Origin of the sequence: Bacteroides ovatus, from assembly GCF_001314995.1 — a bacterium.
Taxonomy (GTDB): domain Bacteria; phylum Bacteroidota; class Bacteroidia; order Bacteroidales; family Bacteroidaceae; genus Bacteroides; species Bacteroides ovatus.
The window spans coordinates 1915376-1932227 of record NZ_CP012938.1 but is presented as its reverse complement, the minus strand read 5'-3'; the positions used below and the strand labels follow the sequence as shown (position 1 = coordinate 1932227).

The window sequence follows — 16852 nt, the reverse complement described above, 5'->3', positions numbered from 1 at the left end:
ATGAAAGAATCCATCAAAGGATTTATAGAAAGGCTCGTTTGCAAAAGGAGTTATATTTGGATCTATATAGAAAAGACTTACGAAAAGACCTATAAAGAAAACGATAATGAATAATTTTATCTTTTACAGCCCTACCGAATTTGTGTTCGGTCGGGATACGGAAGCGCAGACTGGTGCATTAGTACAGAAATACGGTGCACGTAAAGTCATGATTGTTTATGGTGGCGGTTCTGTGATACGTAGCGGCTTGTTGGCTCGTGTAGAGAAATCATTGCAGGAAGTAGGCATTCCCTATTGTATGCTGGGCGGTGTACAGCCTAATCCGATAGATACGAAAGTGTACGAAGGAATCGACCTTTGCCGGAAAGAAAGTGTAGACATGATGCTTGCCGTGGGTGGTGGCTCCGTAATCGATACGGCAAAAGCCATTGCAGCCGGAGTTCCTTATGACGGAGATTTTTGGGACTTCTACATCGGAAAAGCCGTTGTTGCGGAAGCACTGAAAGTAGCTGTTGTATTGACGATTCCTGCAGCCGGAAGCGAGGGCTCCGGTAACACTGTAATCACCAAAGTCGATGGATTGCAGAAATTAAGTCTCCGTGCTCCCTCTGTATTGCGTCCCGTTTTCGCCGTGATGAACCCGGAACTGACCTACACACTTCCTCCTTTTCAAACCGCTTGCGGCGTTGCCGATATGATGGCGCACATCATGGAACGCTATTTCACCAATACCAAAGAAGTAGAAATAGGCGACCGCCTGTGCGAAGGTACCCTGCTTGCCATCATCAAAGAGGCAACCACCGTCATGAAAGACCCTGAAAACTACGGAGCCCGTGCCAATCTGATGTGGTGCGGAACGATTGCCCATAACGGAACCTGTGGCGTAGGCTGTGAAGAAGACTGGGCTTCTCACTTCCTTGAACATGAAATCAGTGCGATTTACAATGTAACTCATGGTGCGGGACTTTCCGTTATCTTCCCTGCCTGGATGACATGGATGACAGAACATAATGTAGATAAGATAGCCCAATATGCAATCCGCGTGTGGGGAGTGGCAGATTCAGCTGATAAAAAGGCGGTGGCCCTTGAAGGAATTTCCCGCCTGAAGACCTTCTTTACTTCCATCGGTCTACCTGTTACTTTCAAGGAACTCGGTATTGAAAATCCGGATATCGACCGTCTTGCGGATAGCCTTCACCGGAATAAAGGCGAGTTGGTTGGCAACTATGTCAAATTAACGAAAAAGGATAGTAAAGAGATTTACCGTCTGGCATTATAAGGAAAACAGATATAACGAGCAACTGCATCATTTGTCTTCTGATAGAGGATAAATGATGCAGTTGTTTGTTTTGCTATTAGTTAATACCTAAACGGAAGCAAAAAATATCCGCTTTAATAATGTATTGGTATAATAGTTGTATAAAATACCTAAAATCCGTGATTGTCCAGTCTATTCTATAAAGATACTTTTGCAGATGTAATAACTATATATATCCGTTATGCAAAAGCTAAATTCCGGGGCTTTGAATAGAATCTTACTATTTGTATATATTTTATCACTATCTACGAATGCAATAGCCCAAAACAAAAAGAATTTAAAAGAAACATACAATCTTCCTCCGCAGGGAAATTATGTTTATGGCCGGGTGATTGAGAAACTCTCCAATGAACCGATGGTAGGGGTGACGATTCGTCTGGATGGTCATTCCAATGGTGTAATTACCGATATAAACGGTTGCTACGTGTTGACCCTGCCCGAAGAGGGCGGTTTGGTCATCTATTCCTATATCGGTTTCGAAACCCGTAAAATCAAAACCACTTCCAGGCAGAAAGTCGATGTACTAATGGTAGAAGCCACTGAAAGTATTCAGGAAGTGATTGTGACCGGCTACAACTCCATACAGAAAGAAAGCTTCACTGGAAATACGACAAAGATAGAAAAAGAAGACCTGTTGAGAGTGAATCCTAACAACCTGATTTCAGCTATTCAAACCTTCGATCCCTCTTTCAGGATACAGGAGAATCTGGCAGCGGGGTCCGATCCCAACAGCCTGCCCCAGTTTGTCTTGCGTGGTCAGACCGGTATCGGACAAACGACACTGGGACAGACTTCTACCTCCTCCATCTCCCGGGAAGTCTTGAGCGGTAACTCCAATCTGCCTATCTTTATCCTGGATGGTTTTGAAGTCGATGTAGAAAAGATATACGACCTCGATATGAATAGCATCCACAGTATCAATATTTTGAAAGATGCTGCCGCTACTGCCATGTATGGTTCGCGTGCGGCTAACGGAGTCATTGTAGTTGAACGGCGTGCACCGGAAGCCGGAAAGTTTCGCGTACAGTACTCCGGAGTACTGTCTGCCGAACTGCCGGATTTATCTTCTTACAATCTGATGAATGCCCGTGAGAAATTAGAAACAGAACGTTTGGCAGGACTATATGACAGTAACACGCCGGAAATAGCCCCCTATACCAACGGTTACTATCAACGCCTCAATAATGTACTGACGGGTGTCGATACATACTGGCTTTCTCAAGGACTGCGCACAGCTTTAAACAACAAACACTCCGTCTTCATAGACGGTGGAGAAAACGATGTGCGTTGGGGCGTGGAACTGGGATTCAGAGGAACAGAAGGAGTGATGAAACACTCTTCCCGTAAAAATGCCAATGCCGCTTTTTATGTAGACTACCGTATTGGCGGATTACAAATAAAGAACAAAGTGACCTATACTTATAATAAAAGTACAGATGTCCCCTTCAATTCATTCAGCGACTATTCCCATTTACTTCCCTATATGCGCCTGTATGATGAGAATGGCGATTATGTCCGTCGTCTCGAAAAGTTCGACGGTGCCAGCAGTACACAAGTAAATCCACTGTACGAAATCAATTTCTACAACAGCTTCGATCGTTCCGGTTATAACGAAGTAACCGATGACCTTAGTCTGAACTGGCGCATCACTGACGGTTTGCGTCTGCGCGGACAGTTCTCTGTCCTGATGAGAAACTCGACCGGTGATTTATACAAAGATCCCGCTTCTGCCAGTTATTCAGCCAGTACAGGCAGCATTAACGGTGAAAAAACGGAATCCACGCAAAAGCGGACAGTGATAGACGGAAGCCTGTCACTCATGTACAACAATACTTTCAGGGGACACAACCTGAACATCTGCTTATCCTCTAGCATGAGACAGACGCAGAGCACAGCTTCCGAAACACATTACCGGGGATTTCCGGGTGGCGATCTTGTCTCATCAAACTATGCGGCAGAAGTGTATGGCAAGCCCAGCAGTTCAGACAATACCACCCGTCTGGTAGGAGCCTTATTTACTTCCAACTATACTTATAACAATATCTATCTGGCAGACCTTACAGGACGTATCGACGGCTCTTCCGAGTTCGGTTCCGATAAAAGATGGTCTATGTTCTGGTCGACAGGAGCAGGAATCAATATTCATAATTATGATTTTATGAAGTCGAACGAACTCTTCTCCATGCTGAAGTTCCGTGCCTCCTACGGGCTGACCGGAAAGACCAACTTCTCCCTCTATTCGGCTAAAGATATGTATCAGTTGCAGACAGACAGCTGGTACCCCACAGGGTACGGCGTATTCCTCTATCAGATGGGAAATCCGAACCTGAAATGGGAACGCAAATACACGCTCGATTACGGAATTGAAATCGGGCTATGGCATGATAAAGTCTATCTGAAAGCCTCTGCCTATGATGAACGTACTATCGACCTGATAACCGATTACACCATCCCTTCTTCTACCGGATTCACCTCCTACAAAGAGAATATGGGAAAAGTGAAAAATACCGGTGTCGAACTGGAACTGCGGATGAGGCTTTACAGCGATAGAAACTGGCTCTTGCAACTCTACGGCAGCTTTGCAAGAAACAAAGATACGATTGTCGAAATCTCCCAGGCAATGCGTGACTATAATAAAAGGGTAGAAGAACTGTTCAGCGGATATAACCCCGAAAGCAGCTCTGATTCGAAATACGCTCAAACATATCTGAAGTATTATGAAGGAGCTTCTCTGACCTCCATCTACGGAATGAAGTCATTGGGAATCAGCCCCACAAATGGCAAAGAAATCTATCTTCGCCGTAATGGTGATGTTACCGATGTATGGTCTGCCGACGAATGGACCATCATTGGCGATACAGCCCCCAAAGGACAAGGCTCGTTCGGTTACACCCTGTCTTATAAACAGTTGTCCATGTTTGCCTCTTTCCTTTATACCTTTGGCGGCGATGCTTACAACAATACCCTCGTCTCTTATGTAGAAAATGCTGATATTAAGAATGACAATGTAGATAAGCGGGTACTGCTCGACCGTTGGCAGAGGCCGGGAGATATAACTACGATGAAAGATATTCGTGACCGTAATGTCACTACCGGTGCTTCTTCGCGTTTTGTACAGAAGAACAATACCCTGCAATGGAGTTCATTGACAATGAGCTACAATTTCCGTCCGGAACAATTGAGGAAACTACGTCTGTCCGGCCTGCGCTTTTCGTTCACGATGAACGACTTGTTCTATTGGTCTACCATCCGCCAGGAGCGGGGACTGGATTATCCTTACTCACGTTCATTCAATCTGACTACTAACATCATATTCTAGCAATACCAATGAAGAAACGAATCAACCATATACTAATAGCCCTGGCAGGAATATTAACAGTCTCCTGCAATGCCTGGCTGGACGTAACGCCCGACAATGCGATTGCCGACGACGATCTGTTTTCCACCGGTTTCGGCTACCGGAACGCGCTAAACGGCATTTACACCAACTTGGCGTCCGACGAACTCTACGGTAAGCAACTTAGTTGGGGATTTCTAAGCGCCATCTCCCAACAATACAATCAAAAAGTGGGAACCATCTCTCCGATGTATGCCGATGCTTCCGAACTTATCTATAACACGGTCGACACCGAACCCGTCGTGACCGCTATTTGGGAGAAAGGTTATAAAGTAATAGCCAACCTGAACAAGCTCATCGAGAACATTCTGCCGACGGACATTTCTTTGTTCGAATATGGTGAAGAAGAGAAAAAACTCATTTATGCGGAAGCTTTGTCATTAAGGGCGATGATGCATTTTGACCTGCTCCGCCTGTTTGCTCCTGCGCCGGCAACCAACCCTTCCGGCACTTATCTTCCTTACCGTGATAAATATGAAGCCGCTGTGATAGAAAAGAGCACCGTTACCGATTTTATCGAGAAAATCCTGAAAGACCTGCTGGAAGCGGAAGACATTCTGCGTAAGTTTGACACCGAATACCATCCCGAAGCAATGTATGCTTCACAAATGTACGAACCTACTCCCGAATGGAATTCCCGTTACCGCTTCAATTCCGGTTCCTATATAGACGATATGGGCGCATTTTTCTGGTATCGCGGCATCCGTATCAACTATCTGGCATTGTTGGGGTTGAAAGCCCGTGTCTGCATCTATGCCGGCCCTGCCTACTACAGAAATGCAGAAACAGCCGCCAAAGAACTCTACAACACCTATTATTTGCAGAAGCGATGGATAGGCTTTACAGAAGGAGAAAACATCACTTGCAATCTCAATTCCCGATACACGAAAGTCTCCCATGACATCTTGTTCGGATTGTACAAGAAACAGTTGGCAACGGATTATGAACAGGCTGTATGGGGTTCTTCCTCCTCTTCGTCTACCACCCGTCTGCCGTTGGCGAACATCCCTTCCCTGTTTGCTTCGGACAACACTGGGGTATATACCGACTACCGGCTGACTTACCTGATTGGGACCACCAATGAAACCCAGTCTAAGTACTACACCCTCAAGTATAACCCTTCGGTAGAATCGGTGGTAGAAGCGATGGAGAATCCGATGATTCCCGTGATCCGGTTTAGCGAAATCTGCCATATCCTGGCGGAAATAAGCAGCTATAATGGCAAAATAACCGACGGCATCAACTACCTCGAAACAGTCAGGAAAGCCCGTGGAGCCGAGCGTACCCTTAGTCTGACAGTCAGTACCCGTGAACAACTGGATGCCGAGATACTGCTCGATATACGAAAAGAAATGATAGGTGAAGGCGGCACCTTTTACACCTACAAACGGATGAACCTCTCCACCGTACCCGACTCTGACGAGGAAGGAGAAATCAACATGGCCGGTTCCTATGTACTTCCATTGCCTGCAAGTGAAACAACGAACTAATCCCCGGATAATATGAAACGAATATTGACATATACCACCTTCTGCCTGCTGCTTGTTTTCGCCTCCTGCAGCGAAGAGCAACTGGAAGTTTATCATGGAGACAACTACGTCTATTTTACTTACATGAACGATAAGTCTCCCCAGAAAATAACATTCAATTTTGCTACGGATGCACCCTTGCTTCGGGAAGGAACCGTGAAAGTGAAAATGACACTTCTTGGCTACCTGCTCGAAGAAAATGCTACCTGTGATATTTCCGCAGTGGGAGAGAAGAGCACCGCCCGTTCCGGCATCGATTATGCCCCTTTGACTTCCGGCATCTTCCATAAAGGACTGGCAGAAGACACCTACGAAGTCACCGTCTATCGTAATGAAGCACTGCTCAACACAGAATATACACTTACCCTTTCGCTGGATGCAGTGGAAAACTGTCTGGTAGGCCCGGCAGAATATCAATACGTCACGATTCAAGTGACCGACCGGATTTCCTGCCCTGTGTGGTGGAGCCAGAGTTCAGCGGCCAATCTGGGAGTATACTCGGATATGAAATACCGCGTTTTTATCATTTTCATGGATGGCGAGATACTCGAATCATTGGATAAATACACCGGTCTTGAGTTTATCAACCTGATAGCCGACTTCAAGACCTGGTGGAAAAACCAGTGGCAGCAAGGTAATTACCAGTATTATGATGCAGACGGAGTGACACCCCTGTATGAAACAATTCTCGATAACTGACAATAAACTATGAAGCGAAAAACAATATTATTCATTTCAATCCTGCAGCTTCTCGTGATAACCGGCTGCTATGACGATTTGGGAAACTATGACTATACCGACTCTGCCAAAGTCTCCTTTGTGAATTCCGCTTCGTCGGATTACACATTTATGGTAGGAACCCTTTTCGAGATGGATGCTCCCATCAATTTCTCAACGGACATCGGCAATGTAGATGAACTATTTACCGTTCAATGGTATCTGAACCGTGAACTGATTTACACTGGTTATCATCTGAAATACCAGTTCGAGAAAGGCGGAACGTACGAACTGATACTGAAAGTCATCAATAAAGAAACGAATGAAACTTATATCAGCAATAAATATACCCTGACGGGAAAGAACAGTTTCGACTGGGGATGGATGATTCTTTCCGACAAAGGAGACGGAAAATCCTCCCTATCTTTCATCAATCCCAGCCTCCGGGCTACGCACGATGTAGAAAGCACCATCGAAGACGGCTTGGGCACAGACCCGCGCGGAATCTATTACTATTATGTATTAGGCTCCATCTCCGGTTCCTACGTATCAGGTTTACCGAAAATCCTGATTAATCAGGGCAGTGGAAGTGTCACGCTGGATGGCAATTCGTTGCAAAAGGATATGTGGCTTGCCGACGAATTCGAGAACCGTAAAGAGCCGGAAGATTTGCGGATGATGAACTTCGCGTTCAAAAAAGAATATTACGTGATTTGTTCCGAACAGGGAGACGTGTATATCCGTGCCGTAGGCAGTGACAATAAAGAAATTCCATATTATGGAAAGTATAGTGCCATGCCGTATGAGTTTGAGGGAGGCAGTCGCATTACCTGTTTCGCACCGTTTCATAACGTTACTTATTGGTGTGCCGATGAAGAACGCTGTATCTTGTATGATGAGCAGAACGCCCGTTTTATCGGTATCACGGACTATACGCAGTGGGGAACAGCTTATACCCCCGCCATTGTCTACTTCGAAACATACGATCAGGATTTGGAAGTGCCTTCCGGTGTGTTGCGGGTGAACGACATGGGAGCGGGAACCCGCTGTCTGGCAATCGGTGCTTACGAAAAGATAGATGTAGCCTCCAACGGCGGAGTGACTTTCTGGGCAAACTATGTATCGTTGATCGACGTGCAGGGCACCGGGAATTATAATTTGCATGAGTTTGCCGTCAAAGGAATGGATAATAATTCTCACCTGATAACCGGTACAGAACAATACGGATTTAGTGGCGGCTCCTTATTGACCTCGCAAAGTGTCATCAAGATGTCCTCCAACTTTGAAAAGAATCCTTATTTCTACTTTACCGATGGAGACAAAAATCTCTATATATACAGTATGCAGATGCGCAGCCACATGCTAGCTTATACAGCCGGCAGTCGTATCATCGGTATCAGTGGAAGCCCCGTCGTTTGCGAGTTCTATGGCTATGGAGGAAATAGTACTGATCCGAACTTCCGGCTGGCACTTTCGCAGGAAAATGGAGAGATCGCCATAATCGACGTAAACAGGAGTCAGATGGTACGCCTCTTCGAAGGTTTTGCTCCCGATCTGGAATTGCAGACGTTCAGCGGGTTTGGCGATGTGAAAGGCGTGGTGTGGTGCACGAACTATGAAGGAGAATATTAGGAACAGGAAGGAAAAGGTAAGAAATGAAAAGAAGAATATTAGAAACAAGAAAATAATCTATCAGTAAATAATTAATCATTTAAACGAGAAAAGTATGAAAAATAGACTTTTTTATTTTGCCGCTTGTGTGGCTTTGGCGTTATCTTCAGTTAGTTGCAGTAGTGATGATGGTGAAGATGAAGATGTAGACATTCCCGTGGTGGGGAAAATTGCCGTTTCCGGTGCTTATAATGTGTACTCCCATGGAAGTCAGGGATGGATTGAAGCGGACAAGATAGGAATATATGTGTTGTCCGATGGCAAATCGCAGGATAACTTGCCGTACGCCCCGTCGGAAGTAGCCAAAGCTACTGTGATGGAATATGAAGGTAAGACATATATCACCTATGACAATGAAGATCATGTGACCGACGAAGTGACCTTGAATCCCTCTTCGGAACTATCCGCAGGATTTAAAAGCGGCGATCATACCATTTACGCATACACCCCTTATAGTGCCGCCTCGCAGGATTACAAAACAGTAGCCCTTCCAAACATTTCGGTGCAGGAACACTATGCATCGGAATTTGTGCCCAATCGTAAATATGGCTTCGCATACGCTTCGGCCACCACTTCCAGTTATTCGGCAGCTACGGTTTCTTTAGGAGAATTCAAACCTTTGTTTTCCCAGCTCACCTTGCCCGCGTTGGAATGTCCGGATGCTTTGGCCAACAAAACCTGTACTAAAATTGTAGTAACTTGTGACGAACATCCCCTGTCTTATGCAGACGGAGCCACCGTTAACCTGGCAACGGGTGAAATCAGCGGTACCCCTTTGAATAGCATCACTTACAACATTCCCGACGGACTGGTAGTAAATGCCGGAATGCCGGCTTTCGGACTTCCGTCTTCACTGGAAACCGCTTATATGATGGTTGCCGTTCCTTTTGAAAAAGGAATGAATTATACCTATAAATTTACGCTGACAATCGACGGACGGGAATATACGACTTCAGGCAAACCCAAAACAGGCTTCTGGTCAACGGATAACAACCTGAATATGAAAGATATTACCGCTATCGAATAATTATTATCTTTGTATCTGTATATAAATATTAAAAAAGAAAAAATGAAGAAATTAGTTTCAATTCTGATGATTCTGGCAATGATCGTTCCATTGGCCGGAGCGCAATCGACGGACATCTTCAAGAAAAAGAAGAAAAAGAAAAGCAAGACGGAAGCAGTGGATAAGGCAAAAGCTGACTCCATCGCCAAGAGCAAGAAAGATGCGCTGCAACCTTATGCAAAAGTAATCACCGGCAAAGCCAAAACAATGGACGGCTTTTTCAAGGTACACTACGTAGAGGGTAAATATTTCTTTGAAATAGCCGACTCTCTTTTCGGGCGTGATGTACTGATTGTCAACCGGGTGGTAAAAGCACCGGTAGACGCGCAGAAACGTAAAGTCGGCTATCCGGGCGATTACATCAGCGACGAAGTCATCCGTTTCGAGAAAGGACGTGGCGACAAACTGTTCGTGCGTGAGATTTCCTATCTGGAACATTCGGCCGATACGCTGGGGTTGTATCAGGCAGTGTTGAACTCCAATGTTCAGCCCATTGTGGCCACGTTCCCTCTGAAGACCATCCGTAAGGAAGGAGAAACTACCAACTATGTAATCGACATGACCGACTATATCCGTAAGGATAACGAAATGTTTTCATTCACCAGCCGTGTGAAAGATAACATCGGAGCAAGCAGCATGGTAGACGACGCAAGTTACATCGACACGCTGAAAGCCTTCCCGCAGAATATCGAAATACGTACTGTCCGCACCTTCCAACGGAAGAAAGGAGGAGGTAGCGGACTGGAAAAACTGCTGGCAGCTTTCTTTGCCACTTCTACCACTCCGTTGACTTACGAACTGAACAGTTCCCTGTTGCTGCTCCCCAAAGAACCGATGAAACCGAGACTGCATGACGACCGGGTAGGTTACTTTGCCGTGAGCTACAAGGACTTTGATGAGAACCCACAGGGCGTGAAGTACAAAGCAAATATCACCCGTTGGCGTCTCGAACCCAAAGAGGAAGACCGCGAGAAATACCTTCGTGGCGAATTGGTGGAACCGAAGAAACCGATTATCATCTACATCGACCCCGCCACTCCCAAAAAATGGGTGCCTTACCTCATTCAAGGTGTGAACGACTGGCAAGCAGCTTTCGAAAAAGCGGGATTCAAAAACGCGATCTTCGGCAAAGAAGCGCCGACGGACGATCCTTCTTGGAGCCTGGAAGACGCCCGCCATTCGGCTATCGTGTACAAACCTTCCGATATACCCAACGCAAGCGGACCTCACGTGCACGACCCTCGCAGCGGTGAAATCCTTGAAACGCATATCAACTGGTATCACAACGTGATGAGCCTGCTCTACAACTGGTACATCGTGCAGGCGGGAGCCATTGATCCGGGAGCACGCAAACCGATGTTCGACGATGAACTGATGGGCGAACTGATACGCTTTGTCTCCTCCCACGAGGTGGGACACACGTTAGGACTGCGTCATAACTTCGGCTCTTCCAATACCGTCCCGGTAGAGAAACTAAGAGACAAAATATGGGTGGAAGCTAACGGGCACACGCCGTCTATCATGGACTATGCCCGTTTCAACTATGTGGCGCAGCCGGAAGACAACATCTCACGTTCGGGAATATTCCCCCGTATCGGTATCTACGACAAATGGGCGATTGAGTGGGGCTACCGCTGGATGCCCGAATATGAAACGGCGGAAGCCGAAATACCTCACCTGAATAAGTGGATCATCGGGAAGTTGCGCGAAGACAAACGTTACACGTTCGGAACGGAACTCGACAGAAACGATCCCCGCAACCAGAGTGAGGATTTGGGAGACGATGCCATGTTGGCAAGTTCGTATGGCATCAAAAACCTGAAACGCGTGATGCCTGAAATCATGAACTGGACTTATGAACCGAATGAAGGTTATATGAAGGCCGTCCGCTTGTATCAGAATGTGGTGGGACAATTCAGCTTGTACGTGGGGCATGTGACTACCAATGTTGCCGGTATCTACCACAATCCGATTTCTGTGGAACAGACAGACATGAAAGCGGTAGAATACGTACCGAAAGATATTCAGAAGAAAGCGGTCGACTTCTTGAACAAAGAACTGTTCACCACACCGACTTGGCTGATGGATGATAAACTGACCGAAAGAACAGGTATCAATACTTTCAATTCGATCTACCGTGTACAGAGCAGTACATTGAAACAACTGCTTAGTAGCCGCACGCTCGACAAAATGACGGATAACGAACTGGTCAACGGAGCGAAAGCATACACGGCCAACGATTTGTTCCGTGATTTGAAGAAGAGTATCTGGAGCGATCTGCAAGGAGGAAAGAAACCGGATGCTTCCCAGCGTAGCTTGCAGAAGACTTATGTCAATGCGTTGATCGGAATGCTTGATAAACCGAAGAACAGTTCCGGCTCGCTCGGAAGTCTGGGTGGTTATTCGCTTGTGGCTTTCGATTTCCCTTCCGAGGCACCGACCATTGCACGCGGACAGTTGACTGATCTTAAAAGAGACCTGACTAATGCGGCAAATGCTTCCAGCGGAATATACAGAAGTCATTATCTGAACTTGAAAGCACTGATTGAAGCTGCATTCGACGTGAAATAATAGACGAACTTATTAGACGATTAGACGATTTACGATGTACGATTGGAGTCGGTACATAGTAAATCGTCTAATTTGTAAATCAGCTGATTGTAACTATATAAATTCTGTTTTGACCCATTTTTGTAACAGTATTAGTGTGGCTTGCCCCATCTTTAAAACAAAATCACTGGCATCTTGCCCCATCTTTGGAACAAAATCAATGATGTTTTGCCCCATCTTTGGAAACTTTTTATAAATTTGTTGCTGAAAATCAATAAGTTTATTGCTTATGTTTAAAAGAGATATATTATTTCATTTGGAAAGATGGAAAGTCGATACGCACAGGAAGCCTTTGATATTGCGTGGAGCAAGGCAAGTCGGTAAGACAACGGTAGTTAATGAATTTGGAAAACAGTTTGACAATTACCTGTATTTGAATTTGGAGAAACGGGAGGCGGCATCTTTATTTGAGTTGAATGTATCTTCTTTCAGACTTTTCCCCAGTCCGTTTCAGCATTAAAACAGGGACAGGCCTTGATCCATTCTTCCGGTTCTATCTCGCCGTTTCCGTTCAGGTCGGGACTTAGATCCCGGTGTCCACATATCCGGCAATTCGGGTAATCTTTCAATAAAGCGAGAATCAATACCCGGAGCGAATGTTTCTGCCATTCGGTACGGGTATCTTTCGGTTGTCCTTTGCAGTCGAGTCCACCCTCATAGCAAATCCCTATACTTTCCTTGTTGAAACCGCGGCTGTGTGCACCGATCCGTTCTATCGGACGGGTAGATTTTATGTCCCCGTTCTTGCGGATATAGAAATGATACCCCGCTCCGTTGAATCCCCGTCTGCGATGACAGACGTCCAGGTCATATTCTGTGAAACTCTTATCTTCGCGCGTAGCGGAGCAATGGATTACTATCAGATTTATAGTTCTCATGGATGGATTAAATAGACTGAATCACTATCATGCCTCTGTCACACTACGTTGTGGACACTCTTTATTGATACATTGCAAGGCAGCAGCCTGTGCCAGTTGACCTCTTAGCGAGAAGATTTCTGTATGCATCTCTTTCACTCTCGAGCTAAGGTCGAAATAATCCTTCAACACTTTTTCCAACTGCTGCATCAGAAATGTATATTGGTCTTTCACCAGTTCACTGAACTCTTTTACTTCTTGCGCCATTGCTTTGCGCTTCTTGCGATTACTACCCAGAAAGGGCAGGATCGTCATAATGATCTCTATGATTTTATCGAGCATTTTAATAAATTGAGAATTGAAAATTGAGAATTAAAAAATAAACGTAGAAGAAAACAGAAACCACATGGAGAGCAATTGTAGAAATCACTCTGTAATACCCATGCGGCACTGTTTTTAATGATTAGGCTGCCGGGTCCGGAGCTTCTCCGCTTCCGCCGCTACCGCTGTTTCCACCACCGTTGCCGCCATCCGCGTCTTCTCCGTCACCCTTTCCGGCCAGGATGAAATCGACATTATTCTCGCCTCGGGTAGTGGCATGACTCGTATTCACCAACTGAAGTGCCTTGTCTGCCACAAAACGAACATTTACTCTGCGGATATTGCGCACCGTGCAATCCTTCTCCTTTTCCGCCCCTTCGCTGCTCAACGTGATATGGAACGTGCCCAATCCGTCAATCTTCACCTTGTCGCCCTGGGTAAGCGACAGGCGCAACTGCTCAACAAAAGCCTCGATGGAATGCTTCACATCTCCTGCTGTAAGCGATGAGTTCGCTTCGATGGCATCGGCCAGCTTGTTGATGTCCATCACTCTCACTGTGCCCGATTTCTGGCGTACATAATACAACATCTGTGAATCCGGCTGATTCACATACTTTCTGCGCTGATAGCGCTCCACTAATACATTCATACAATTAAAAAAGTTAAGGTTTAAGTAATAATATTTTCTGTCCTTGTTGACATTACAAATATACGAAATTTGAAAGGGAAAGTCAAGTATTTTGCTATTTATTTTATATCAATAATGAACTAAAAAAGAAATTCCATACAGCTATATATTGTAATATAAAATTGTATGGAATCGGGATGAATCTGTATCTATTTAGCATGTTTCAGCATGTATTCCAGCGGTGGGACGTATTCGGTGATTTTTGTCATTGCCGAATTATGCCTGAAGTATACGTTTCCCGTCTCTCCGTTGCGTTGTTTGGCTATGATTGCTATGCCTAGTTCTTCGGTAGGGTAACCGCTTTCGCGGTCGGTTGTTATTCGTGCGAGGGCGGGGCGGTAGAGTAATATCACGACGTCCGCATCCTGCTCGATTGCGCCACTTTCGCGGAGATGTGCCAGTTCGGGGCGGCCTGCGGGGCGGTTTTCCGATTCGCGGTTTAGCTGGCTAAGCAGTACCACCGGTACGTTTAGCTCTTTGGCTAGCAACTTCGCTTTGCGGGTGGCTTGCGCCACTTCCTGTTCGCGGTTGCGGTTGTTTTGGCCGGTTGTCATGTCGCAGAGTTGCAGGTAGTCTATAATGATCGCGTCGCACGCATGTTGGCTTTGCAGCAGTCGCGCGCTGGATCGTACGTGTTCCATGTTGACCGAGGTGCTGTCGTCTACGTGTATCGGCAGGCGTTTGAGGTCGGCGGCTGCTGTGCGTGCCTCTGCAAGCTCTTGCGGGCTGACGGTTCCTGACCGCCAATGGCGGGCACTGACTTCGCTGGCTGCTGTCAGCCATCGGTCGGCCAGTCTTTCTCCTTGCATTTCGAGGCTGTAGACGGCTACGGCATGTCCTGCCATGGCTGCGTTTCGTGCCAGGTGTAGTGCGAATGCCGTTTTTCCTACGCCGGGACGGGCGGCAATTACCACTAGTTCGCCGTTTTGGAGTCCGGACGTCATGCGGTCCAGGTCTGCCAGTCCGGTAGGGATGCCGGTTACTCCGTTTATGTTGTTGGCAATACGTCCTTCGGCTTCGGTCATGGTGGCGGTCATCAGTTCATCCATGTCCCGCATGTGGTTGTTGTGGCCGAATTCGCCTTCCAGACGGTCGAGCAGGTTGTGCGCGTCCATCAGCGAGTCGTCGATGTCCATCGTTTCGTCTAGCGAGCAGGCGAGTAGTTTGTTGAATCCCAAGATCATTTCGCGTCGTAGATATTTCTCGTGTACGATCTGCGCGTGATATTCGAGGTGGGCGGAAGTCGCCACTTTGCTGCTCAACTGGGTGATGCCGAACGCTCCGCCCGCCTCTTCGAGCTTTCCGCGGTGGGAAAGCTCTTCTTTTACGGTGAGGATGTCTATCTTCATTCCGGCGTGGTACATAGCCAGTATGGCGGCGTAGATCAGTTGGTGGCGCAGGACATAGAACATTTCGGGGCGCAGCTTGTCGGCTATCAGTGGTATAGCTCTCTGCTCTATCAGGCAGGCGCCGATGATGGCTTCTTCTATTTCGGGAGCCTGTGGTGAAACTCTGTTTTCGGTATTCATAATCAGTGTTTGTTTAATCAGTCTTCGTTTAATTGGGATTCGTTTTATCAGTATTCGTTTAGGAAAGCTTTGTTGGATAAATAGCTGGCAGCGTGGAGCAGGTAGTTGATGTTTGTTTGGTGGAAATAATAATCTTCTACCTTGTCGATGGCGAGTTGCTGTTCCTTGTCGCTTAATTTTTTCCATTCGCGTTGCGCTTTGGCGATGTTTTCTTTGGGAAGCTGCGTGATGCTGTGAAACTCATTCCAAAACAGGCGGAACTTCTCGTTGACGGCTTTCTTTTTCTGCTTGCCGCTGTCGGGGGCTCCTACCCATTTGTCGTATTCGACGACACGGATATGCAGGGACGGGTTGTTGGGATGGGGGACGATTTCGATGATCCCCAGGATGGCAAGGGCGTGTATGAACCGGAAGGTTTTTCCGACAGACCAGCGGAAAATGCGGCTCCAGTCGCGGTAGCTGAACATGCTTTCGCCTCTTTTGCACAGGTAGTCTTTGTGCTGCCGGTCGCTGTATAACGTGTCCGAATAGTTGACTTTCATCAGGATTTTCAGGAGCGCTTCTATTTCTCCGGCTTCTATGTTCGGGTCTTCTATCTGTTGTTGTAGCAGGGCTTTGGGGATAATGAGAAAACCATGTTCCATCATGGCTTGAAAGTTGAAATTGTTCATTGGGTTATCGTTTTAAATTTCTGTAAAGGTACGCCGTTCCTGTGCGATGCGCAAGGGGGGTGGTTCCGTGCGGACGGGTGTGGATGAATAAAGGGTGCCGCGATGCGCAAATCGCTGTTTTTTTTCTTCTTTCATGAAGCCGGGGAAGGAGTGGGGATGGAACGGATGCTCTGTTGGTGGTTGGCGGAGCTTCTGTTGGTGGTTGGCGGAGCTTTTGTTGGTGGTTGGTGGAGCTTCTGTTGGTGACTGGTGGAGCTTCTGTTGGAGAAAAAACAAAGCCTTCGTTTAGGGGGATTCGAAGGTCTTGTTTGTAGTGAAAAAACGGTCATTTTTGCCGAACGCTTTGTGGAACGCTTTTTTCTTTCTGTAAATAGCTATATGATTGGTAGTTATCTTTGTTTTGAAAAAAAGTGGTGAACGCAAAGTGGAATACATAATAAACAATAAAAGATAAATGATATATTTAAAAATATATAGA

The 16852-nt window shown here is 46.3% G+C and carries 14 protein-coding genes; 9 read left to right on the top strand and 5 right to left on the bottom strand.

Annotation, left to right across the window (positions count from 1 at the left end; all coding sequences use genetic code 11):
* Nucleotides 1–106: 106 nt before the first annotated feature.
* From Bovatus_RS07830 to Bovatus_RS24640, 8 genes are all read left to right on the top strand, one after another.
* A complete protein-coding gene (locus tag Bovatus_RS07830) occupies nt 107–1279 on the top strand; it encodes an iron-containing alcohol dehydrogenase (protein ID WP_004300670.1) in 1173 nt (390 codons plus the stop codon).
* Between the two features lie 220 nt (nt 1280–1499).
* Complete coding sequence (locus tag Bovatus_RS07825; protein WP_004300669.1) at nt 1500–4637, top strand: SusC/RagA family TonB-linked outer membrane protein; 3138 nt, start codon at nt 1500–1502, stop codon at nt 4635–4637.
* Nucleotides 4638–4645: 8 nt separating this feature from the next.
* Nucleotides 4646–6205: a RagB/SusD family nutrient uptake outer membrane protein gene (locus Bovatus_RS07820; protein ID WP_004300668.1), complete on the top strand. Its 1560-nt coding sequence runs from the start codon at nt 4646–4648 to the stop codon at nt 6203–6205.
* A gap of 12 nt (nt 6206–6217) precedes the next feature.
* Complete coding sequence (locus Bovatus_RS07815; RefSeq protein ID WP_004300667.1) at nt 6218–6943, top strand: DUF4843 domain-containing protein; 726 nt, start codon at nt 6218–6220, stop codon at nt 6941–6943.
* A 9-nt stretch (nt 6944–6952) separates the two neighbouring features.
* Nucleotides 6953–8593, top strand: coding sequence for a PKD-like family lipoprotein (locus Bovatus_RS07810; RefSeq protein WP_004300666.1), 1641 nt, complete (start codon nt 6953–6955; stop codon nt 8591–8593).
* A 94-nt stretch (nt 8594–8687) separates the two neighbouring features.
* Nucleotides 8688–9659 (top strand): fimbrillin family protein, encoded by a 972-nt coding sequence (locus Bovatus_RS07805; protein ID WP_004300665.1) that lies wholly within the window; start codon nt 8688–8690, stop codon nt 9657–9659.
* 42 nt (nt 9660–9701) lie between these two features.
* Nucleotides 9702–12269, top strand: coding sequence for a zinc-dependent metalloprotease (locus Bovatus_RS07800; protein WP_004300664.1), 2568 nt, complete (start codon nt 9702–9704; stop codon nt 12267–12269).
* Between the two features lie 268 nt (nt 12270–12537).
* Complete coding sequence (locus tag Bovatus_RS24640) at nt 12538–12768, top strand: AAA family ATPase (RefSeq protein ID WP_004321419.1); 231 nt, start codon at nt 12538–12540, stop codon at nt 12766–12768.
* Here Bovatus_RS24640 and Bovatus_RS07795 read toward each other — a convergent pair.
* From Bovatus_RS07795 to Bovatus_RS07775, 5 genes are all read right to left on the bottom strand, one after another.
* Nucleotides 12737–13186 carry an N-acetylmuramoyl-L-alanine amidase gene (locus tag Bovatus_RS07795; RefSeq protein WP_004300662.1) on the bottom strand — a complete coding sequence of 150 codons (450 nt, stop codon included), beginning with the start codon at nt 13184–13186 and terminating at the stop codon, nt 12737–12739. The genes Bovatus_RS24640 and Bovatus_RS07795 overlap by 32 nt on opposite strands.
* Before the next feature lie 27 nt (nt 13187–13213).
* Complete coding sequence (locus tag Bovatus_RS07790; protein ID WP_004300661.1) at nt 13214–13507, bottom strand: hypothetical protein; 294 nt, start codon at nt 13505–13507, stop codon at nt 13214–13216.
* Nucleotides 13508–13628: 121 nt separating this feature from the next.
* A complete protein-coding gene (locus Bovatus_RS07785; RefSeq protein ID WP_004300660.1) occupies nt 13629–14135 on the bottom strand; it encodes an HU family DNA-binding protein in 507 nt (168 codons plus the stop codon).
* A 188-nt stretch (nt 14136–14323) separates the two neighbouring features.
* Nucleotides 14324–15703 carry a replicative DNA helicase gene (gene dnaB, locus Bovatus_RS07780; RefSeq protein ID WP_004300659.1) on the bottom strand — a complete coding sequence of 460 codons (1380 nt, stop codon included), beginning with the start codon at nt 15701–15703 and terminating at the stop codon, nt 14324–14326.
* A 47-nt stretch (nt 15704–15750) separates the two neighbouring features.
* Nucleotides 15751–16374, bottom strand: coding sequence for a hypothetical protein (locus Bovatus_RS07775; RefSeq protein ID WP_004300658.1), 624 nt, complete (start codon nt 16372–16374; stop codon nt 15751–15753).
* Between the two features lie 133 nt (nt 16375–16507).
* Here Bovatus_RS07775 and Bovatus_RS07770 point away from each other — a divergent pair, with 133 nt between their 5' ends.
* Nucleotides 16508–16663, top strand: a complete 156-nt coding sequence (locus Bovatus_RS07770) for a hypothetical protein (protein WP_224440856.1) — start codon at nt 16508–16510, stop codon at nt 16661–16663.
* Nucleotides 16664–16852: the final 189 nt, after the last annotated feature.

Bases quoted from the DNA above. Each gene is read 5' to 3' on its own strand.
- Bovatus_RS07830 (WP_004300670.1), top strand. From the start codon at position 107: ATGAATAATTTTATCTTTTACAGCCCTACCGAATTTGTGTTCGGTCGG.
- Bovatus_RS07825 (WP_004300669.1), top strand. From the start codon at position 1,500: ATGCAAAAGCTAAATTCCGGGGCTTTGAATAGAATCTTACTATTTGTA.
- Bovatus_RS07820 (WP_004300668.1), top strand. From the start codon at position 4,646: ATGAAGAAACGAATCAACCATATACTAATAGCCCTGGCAGGAATATTA.
- Bovatus_RS07815 (WP_004300667.1), top strand. From the start codon at position 6,218: ATGAAACGAATATTGACATATACCACCTTCTGCCTGCTGCTTGTTTTC.
- Bovatus_RS07810 (WP_004300666.1), top strand. From the start codon at position 6,953: ATGAAGCGAAAAACAATATTATTCATTTCAATCCTGCAGCTTCTCGTG.
- Bovatus_RS07805 (WP_004300665.1), top strand. From the start codon at position 8,688: ATGAAAAATAGACTTTTTTATTTTGCCGCTTGTGTGGCTTTGGCGTTA.
- Bovatus_RS07800 (WP_004300664.1), top strand. From the start codon at position 9,702: ATGAAGAAATTAGTTTCAATTCTGATGATTCTGGCAATGATCGTTCCA.
- Bovatus_RS24640 (WP_004321419.1), top strand. From the start codon at position 12,538: ATGTTTAAAAGAGATATATTATTTCATTTGGAAAGATGGAAAGTCGAT.
- Bovatus_RS07795 (WP_004300662.1), bottom strand. From the start codon at position 13,186: ATGAGAACTATAAATCTGATAGTAATCCATTGCTCCGCTACGCGCGAA.
- Bovatus_RS07790 (WP_004300661.1), bottom strand. From the start codon at position 13,507: ATGCTCGATAAAATCATAGAGATCATTATGACGATCCTGCCCTTTCTG.
- Bovatus_RS07785 (WP_004300660.1), bottom strand. From the start codon at position 14,135: ATGAATGTATTAGTGGAGCGCTATCAGCGCAGAAAGTATGTGAATCAG.
- dnaB (WP_004300659.1), bottom strand. From the start codon at position 15,703: ATGAATACCGAAAACAGAGTTTCACCACAGGCTCCCGAAATAGAAGAA.
- Bovatus_RS07775 (WP_004300658.1), bottom strand. From the start codon at position 16,374: ATGAACAATTTCAACTTTCAAGCCATGATGGAACATGGTTTTCTCATT.
- Bovatus_RS07770 (WP_224440856.1), top strand. From the start codon at position 16,508: ATGAAGCCGGGGAAGGAGTGGGGATGGAACGGATGCTCTGTTGGTGGT.